Consider the following 6000-nt stretch of genomic DNA (forward strand, 5'->3'; position numbering starts at 1 on the left):
ATGCATAGAACTAGTTACCTTCATGCGCTTGACGTATGACAAAGTCGGCGAAGCGTTCGGCAGCGGGGGATAGCGGCCGATCTGCGGGCCAGGCCAACCCGAGCTGACGCTTGGCCGAGGTCTGGGACAACGGGACATAGACCGCGCCCGGCTCGGCGCGCTCGGACCGGGGGACGGGCACCACCGCGACGCCGAAACCGGCGGCGACCAGCCCCTCCATCGTCGGGATTTCCATGGCCTCGAACACCACCTGGGGCTCGATTCCGGCCTCCGCGCACAGTTCGTCGGTGAGCTGCCGCAGCCCGAATTCGGGTGCCAGCGCGACGAACGGCTCGTCGCCGGCTTCGGCCAGCCGGATGCGGGCCCGGTCGGCGAACCGGTGCCCGCGCGGCACAGCGAGGCACAACCGCTCCAGGTACAGGCCGCGCCACCGGTAACCGTCCGGACGCGGTGAGGTGATGGCCAGGTCCACCCGGCCACCGGCCAGCGCGTCGACGATGTCGTGTGCGGCGCCCTGGATCAAGGCGAACTGCACGCGGGGCGCCTCGGTGCGAAACCTCCGCAGCAGGTCGGGGACGAACCAGCTGGCCTGCGAATGCAGGAACGCCAGCCGCACGGTTCCGGTGTCGGGATCGCGCAACGCGGCGATTCGCTCAGTGGCAGAACGCATCTCGGCCAAGCTGCGGCGCGCGTGCTCGAGCAGGATCTCGCCGTAGGCGTTGAGGCGCAGCCGGCGGCCGACCCGGTCGAACAACGGGGTGCCCACCTCGTCCTCCAGCCGGGCCAGGGCTCGCGACAGGGTGGGTTGGCTGATGTGCAGCTCGGCTGCGGCGTCGGTGACGTGCTCGGTCTCGGCGAGGACGACGAACCAGTGCAGCTCGTCCAGATGCATGGGGGTGATTCTTGCGTGTTTTTCGGGGTTCCGGCGTTATTGCCTGTGGGATGCTGTGCGCCATGGCCGAGAAGGTGCGGGTGGTGGTGGGCGACGACCACCCGATGTTCCGCGAAGGTGTGGTGCGGGCACTGACCGCCAGCGGCGAGATCGATGTGGTGGCCGAGGCCGACAACGGTGCGGACGCACTGGAACTCATCAAGACTCACCGGCCCCAGGTGGCGCTGCTGGACTACCGCATGCCGCAGCTCGACGGCGCGCAGGTGGCGGCCGCCGTCAGCCGCGACGAACTGGGCACCCGGGTGTTGTTGATCTCTGCGCACGACGAGTCGGCCATCGTGTACACCGCCCTGCAACAGGGCGCGGCGGGTTTCCTGTCCAAGGAGTCCACCCGCAGCGAGCTGGTCAATGCGGTGCTGTCCTGCGCCAAGGGCCGCGACGTGATCGACCCGAACCTCGCCGCCGGGCTGGCCGGTGAGATCCGGCGGCGCAACGAACCCGACGCGCCGGTGCTCAGCCCGCGCGAGCGTGAGGTGCTCGATCTCATCGCCAAGGGCCTGAGCATCCCCTCGATGGCCAAGGAGCTCTACCTGGCGCCCTCGACGGTCAAGACCCACGTGCAGCGGCTCTACGAGAAGCTCGGGGTGTCAGACCGTGCCGCCGCGGTCGCCGAGGCGATGCGGCGCAAGCTGCTGGATTGACATGGCGTTCCAGCGGATCGTCGAATTCTTTGCCTCCCAACCCGTCCGGGTGTCAGCCGTGCTGCGGGTACCGCTGATCGTGCTGATCCTCGTGCTGGTCTCGGTGTGGGAGGTCGACCACTGGCTGCCCGAGGTCTACGCGGTGATCATCGGCGTGTACGCCGTCGCGGCGGTGATCTGGCTGGTGGTGGTGCTGCGCGGGCCGATGCCGCGCTGGGTGGAATGGGCCTCGACGGCAGTCGATGTACTGGTGTTGGTGGCGCTGTGCGCGGTCTCCGGTGGTGCGACGGCCGCGCTGCTGCCGGTGTTCTTCCTGCTGCCGATCTCCATTGCTTTCCAGGACCGCCCCGCGCTCACCGCGCTGCTCGGCGCCGCGACCGCACTGGGCTATCTCGTGGTGTGGATCTTCTACTCCAAGCGTGACGACAATGTCGGACTCCCCAATGTCGTCTACATGCACGTCGGCTTCCTGGTCTGGCTCGCGGTGGCGACGACGGCGTTGTCGCTGGTGCTGGTGCGCCGCTCGGCGCGGGTGCGCTGGCTGTTGGAGGTGCGCCGCCGCTTGGTGTCTGAATCTGCTCGCGCCGACGACATCCGCAATGCCGAACTCGCCGAGCATCTGCACGACGGGCCGCTGCAGACATTGCTCGCGGCCCGGCTGGATCTCGACGAGATTCGCGAGCGAATACCGGATCCCGCCCTCGACCGGGTGCGAGCGGCGCTGCAGGAGACCGCCGCCGGGTTGCGCTCGACGGTCACCGAGCTGCACCCGCAGGTGCTTGCGCAGCTCGGCCTCGCAGCGGCCGTGCGGGAACTGTTGCGGCAGTATGAGAATCGCGAACTGGTGGTGAACGCCGACATCGAGGACGTCGGGCAGCCAGAGTCACAGGCCTTGCTCTACCGGGCCGCGCGGGAACTGCTGGCGAACGTCAACAAGCACGCCCGCGCCACCGAGGTGACCGTCGGCCTGCATCGCAAGGGGGACCGAATTGTGTTGGTAGTCGCCGATGACGGCACCGGATTCGACCCGGCGAGGGTCACGACATCCGTGGTGAGTGGACATATCGGCTTGGCGTCCTTGCAGGTTCGTGTCGAAGCCAACGACGGAACGATGGACATCGACACCTGGCCGGGCAGCGGTACGCGGGTGACGGTGACGCTCTAGCAACCTATTTCACGCAGGGGATGCCGGACACCTTCATCTGGGTCAGGTCGGTGGGCGCCGGTGAGTAGCTGCCGGTTGCGGTGGCGGCCACGGTGGTCACGGGTGCGCTGGCGGTGGTGGACGAGGTGGTCGTCGACCCGGACGTTGCAGACGATGTCGTGTCGCTGCTCGACAGCGCGTCGGTATTGCGATCGAGATACTCGTCGGCGGGAAAGTCAGTGCCGATGGTCAGTTGCACGGCGCCGGGCGCCACTGCCGTTGACGGCTCTGCCGTCAGCCCGAGTTCCTCGGCGAGGGCATGGCCCGCAGTGTCGGCGCCCTGCCCGTATTCGACCGTGGTGGTGGCCGACAACGACGATGCGTCACCGACCTTGCCCTCGGTGAATCCCTTTGCCGCGAAAGTGGATTCGAGGTGCGTGGCCAGACCGTTGAAGGTCGACGCGTTGATCACGTTGAGCACTGCGCCGTGGCCGTTGAGCGTCGACTCCTTCGCCGGTGCGCTCGTGGGAGCCGAGGCCGAGTCGGGGCCGGAGACCAGGTCGTGCACGATCTTGCGGACGGTGGGGACGTCGATGATGTTGACGTCCTCGCCGAGGGAGTCCTGACCGAACTCCTTGATCGGCAAGGTGTACAGCGACGGCGGATGATCGGTGAGAGCCGATGCGCGCTTGGCGAATTCGGCGAGGTCGAAACCTGAGTCCAGTGCGACGTTCTGCTTCGCGACGTTGAGCAGGTTGCGCAGCGTGCTGGCATTGTTGAGCCCGCCGCCGTGGCTCAGTGCGGACACCAGGGCGGCGATGAAGGCCTGCTGACGGCGGGTGCGGTCCAGGTCGGTGAAGTTCTCGTCGTTGACGTCGCGGCGCTGCCGGACGAACGCCATCGCCTGCGCGGCGTCGATTTCCTGCACACCCTTGTGGAAGTTGGCCCCCGAATAGGGATCCTCGGTGTCGGCGTTGAGACACACGGTGATCGGTTCGACGGCCTTGGCGATCTGGAAGAACGCGCCGAGGGTGACCTCGACGAAGTGGTCGATCGGGATGCCCAGCAGATTACGCACCGTGGCGATCTCGGCCTTGCGTCCGGCCTCGCGGGCCTGCTGCTCGTGGATGGCCGCGTTGTCGGAGCTCGACTCCATGTTGTCCATGGCGTGTTGGTAGGCCAGCCCGTAGGCCTGCTTGACCTTGCCCTTGCAGGTGCCGCTGGGGCACCCGGCCAGCTGGACGTAGTCGTCGCGGGGGATGGAGAACGCGGTCGCCGGGCTGCCGTCGCCCGGGAGATGCACGACGATCAACACGTTGGAGTTGTAGCCGCCGACCGTCTCGTCGCCGGCGTGCAGTGCGTCGTAGATGTCCTGCGGCAGCGGGTTGCCGTGCTGGTCGAGCCGGCTGTCCAGCCCCATGATGAGGATGTTCTGGGCGTTACCCGACGACGCGGGACCGCCCGCCAGCGCGTTGGACGTGGTGATGCCGCCCAGCGCTCCGTGATAGCCCACCCACCCCATGCCGGTGCCCGCCAGCACGGCCGTCGCGGCCAGCCCGACGGCGAGCCTGCGGGCAACGCGAAGACCGCGACGCGGGGCTCGGCTGCCCATCCGGTGCCGAGCCGGAGGGTACGCATGTGCGGGTTGTGTCATAGTCGCCAGTCATTATGGGGTCACCTGCCATTATGCGGCCCGTCAGGACCCCATAGCCCGCGCGATCACCATTCGCTGGATCTGGTTGGTGCCTTCGAAGATCTGCGTGATCTTCGCTTCCCGCATGAACCGCTCCACGCGGTAGTCGCGGGTGTAGCCGGCGCCGCCGAACACCTGCACGGCATCGGTGGTGACCTTCATCGCAGCGTCGGTGGCGATGAGCTTGGCCACGCTGGCCTGCGTCGAATACGGCAGACCGACATCGCGTCGGCGGGCGGCGTCGAGGTACGTGGCCCTGGCGCTGACCACCGCAGCGGCCATGTCGGCCAGCAGGAAGCCGAGGCCCTGATGGTCGATGATCTTGCGCCCGAACGTCGTCCGCTCATTCGCGTAGCGCACGGCCTCGTTCAGTGCGGCCTGCGCGATGCCGACCGCGACTGCCGCGATACCGAGCCGGCCCGAGTCCAGGGCCGAGAACGCGATCGACAGTCCCTGGCCCTCGGCGCCGATGAGCCGGTCGGCGTCGAGCAGTGCGTTGTCGTAGAACGCCGACGTGGTGGGCACGGCGTGCAGGCCCATCTTCTCCTCGGGTTTGCCGAAGGTCAGGCCGTCGAGATCCCCGGGGACCAAGAAGCACGACACTCCGCGGGAACCCTCGCCCGTGCGCGCGAACAAGGTGTAGAAGTCCGCTTTGCCGCCGTGGGTGATCCACGCCTTGGATCCGTTGAGCACATAGCCGTCGCCGGACGGCGTGGCCGAGCAGCGCAGCGCCGCGGCGTCCGAGCCCGCCTGGGGCTCCGAGAGGCTGTAGGCGCCGATCTGGGTGCCCGAGAGCATGCCGGGCAGCCAGCGCTGCTTCTGCTCGTCGGTGCCGTACGCCAGCAGCGGGTGCGACGACAGGCTGTGCACGCTGACGGCCACGGCGACGGCAGCCCAGCGGGCGGCGATCTCCTCGAGTACCTGCAGGTACACCTCGTAGGGTTGACCGCCGCCGCCCCATTCTTCGGGCTGGGGCAGGCTCAGCAGACCTGCCTGCCCCAGTTGACCGAAGACACCTTCCGGATACTTCTCGTCCCGCTCGTGTTCGTCGACGATCGGATCGAGCACTTTGTCTGCGATATCGCAGGTCAGGGCGATGAGCTCGCGCGCCTCATCGGATGGCAGTAAGCGGTCGACTGGCATACTTGCACATCCTAGTTTCGACGGGTTACACGTGTTCGACGGCCGGCAGCGCCGCGAGGATGTCGTTGACGCGGTCGCGGGCGTCGCCGAACAGCATTTGGGTGTTCTCGCGGAAGAACAGTGGGTTTTGCACGCCGGCGTAACCCGAGGCCATGGATCGTTTGAACACGATGACGTTGTCGGCGTTCCACACCGTGAGCACCGGCATACCGGCGATCGGGCTGCCGGGGTCCTCGGCTGCGGCCGGGTTGACGGTGTCGTTGGCGCCGATGACCAGGACCACGGAGGTGGCGTCGAAGTCGTCGTTGATCTCGTCCATTTCCAGCACGATGTCGTAGGGCACCTTGGCTTCGGCGAGCAACACGTTCATGTGGCCGGGCAGGCGACCGGCGACGGGGTGGATGCCGAAGCGGACGTTGACGCCGCG

Annotated in this window: 6 protein-coding genes; 2 read left to right on the forward strand and 4 right to left on the reverse strand. The window is 67.6% G+C overall.

The genetic code is table 11. The features are described from left to right. Positions 1 to 10: 10 nt before the first annotated feature. Positions 11 to 892, reverse strand: a complete 882-nt coding sequence (locus BST13_RS12515) for a LysR family transcriptional regulator (protein WP_083164210.1) — start codon at positions 890 to 892, stop codon at positions 11 to 13. Positions 893 to 942: 50 nt separating this feature from the next. Between BST13_RS12515 and BST13_RS12520 the strand changes: the two genes are divergently transcribed. Then, complete coding sequence (locus BST13_RS12520) at positions 943 to 1593, forward strand: response regulator (RefSeq protein ID WP_083164212.1); 651 nt, start codon at positions 943 to 945, stop codon at positions 1591 to 1593. 1 nt (position 1594) lies between these two features. Further along, positions 1595 to 2758: a sensor histidine kinase gene (locus BST13_RS12525; RefSeq protein WP_083164214.1), complete on the forward strand. Its 1164-nt coding sequence runs from the start codon at positions 1595 to 1597 to the stop codon at positions 2756 to 2758. 4 nt (positions 2759 to 2762) lie between these two features. Here the strand turns inward: BST13_RS12525 and BST13_RS12530 are convergent, their stop codons facing one another. The 3 genes from BST13_RS12530 to BST13_RS12540 all read right to left on the reverse strand — a co-directional run. Beyond that, positions 2763 to 4349 (reverse strand): LCP family protein, encoded by a 1587-nt coding sequence (locus BST13_RS12530; protein ID WP_245839541.1) that lies wholly within the window; start codon positions 4347 to 4349, stop codon positions 2763 to 2765. Positions 4350 to 4433: 84 nt separating this feature from the next. Continuing rightward, the gene (locus BST13_RS12535) at positions 4434 to 5573 is read right to left on the reverse strand and encodes an acyl-CoA dehydrogenase family protein (RefSeq protein ID WP_083164218.1); all 1140 of its coding nucleotides are present in this window, start codon (positions 5571 to 5573) and stop codon (positions 4434 to 4436) included. Between the two features lie 25 nt (positions 5574 to 5598). Continuing rightward, positions 5599 to 6000: NAD(P)(+) transhydrogenase (Re/Si-specific) subunit beta (locus BST13_RS12540; RefSeq protein ID WP_211296072.1), on the reverse strand; the 402-nt coding region annotated here is incomplete at its 5' end.

It is taken from the genome of Mycobacterium aquaticum, from assembly GCF_002086485.1.
Taxonomy (GTDB): domain Bacteria; phylum Actinomycetota; class Actinomycetes; order Mycobacteriales; family Mycobacteriaceae; genus Mycobacterium; species Mycobacterium aquaticum.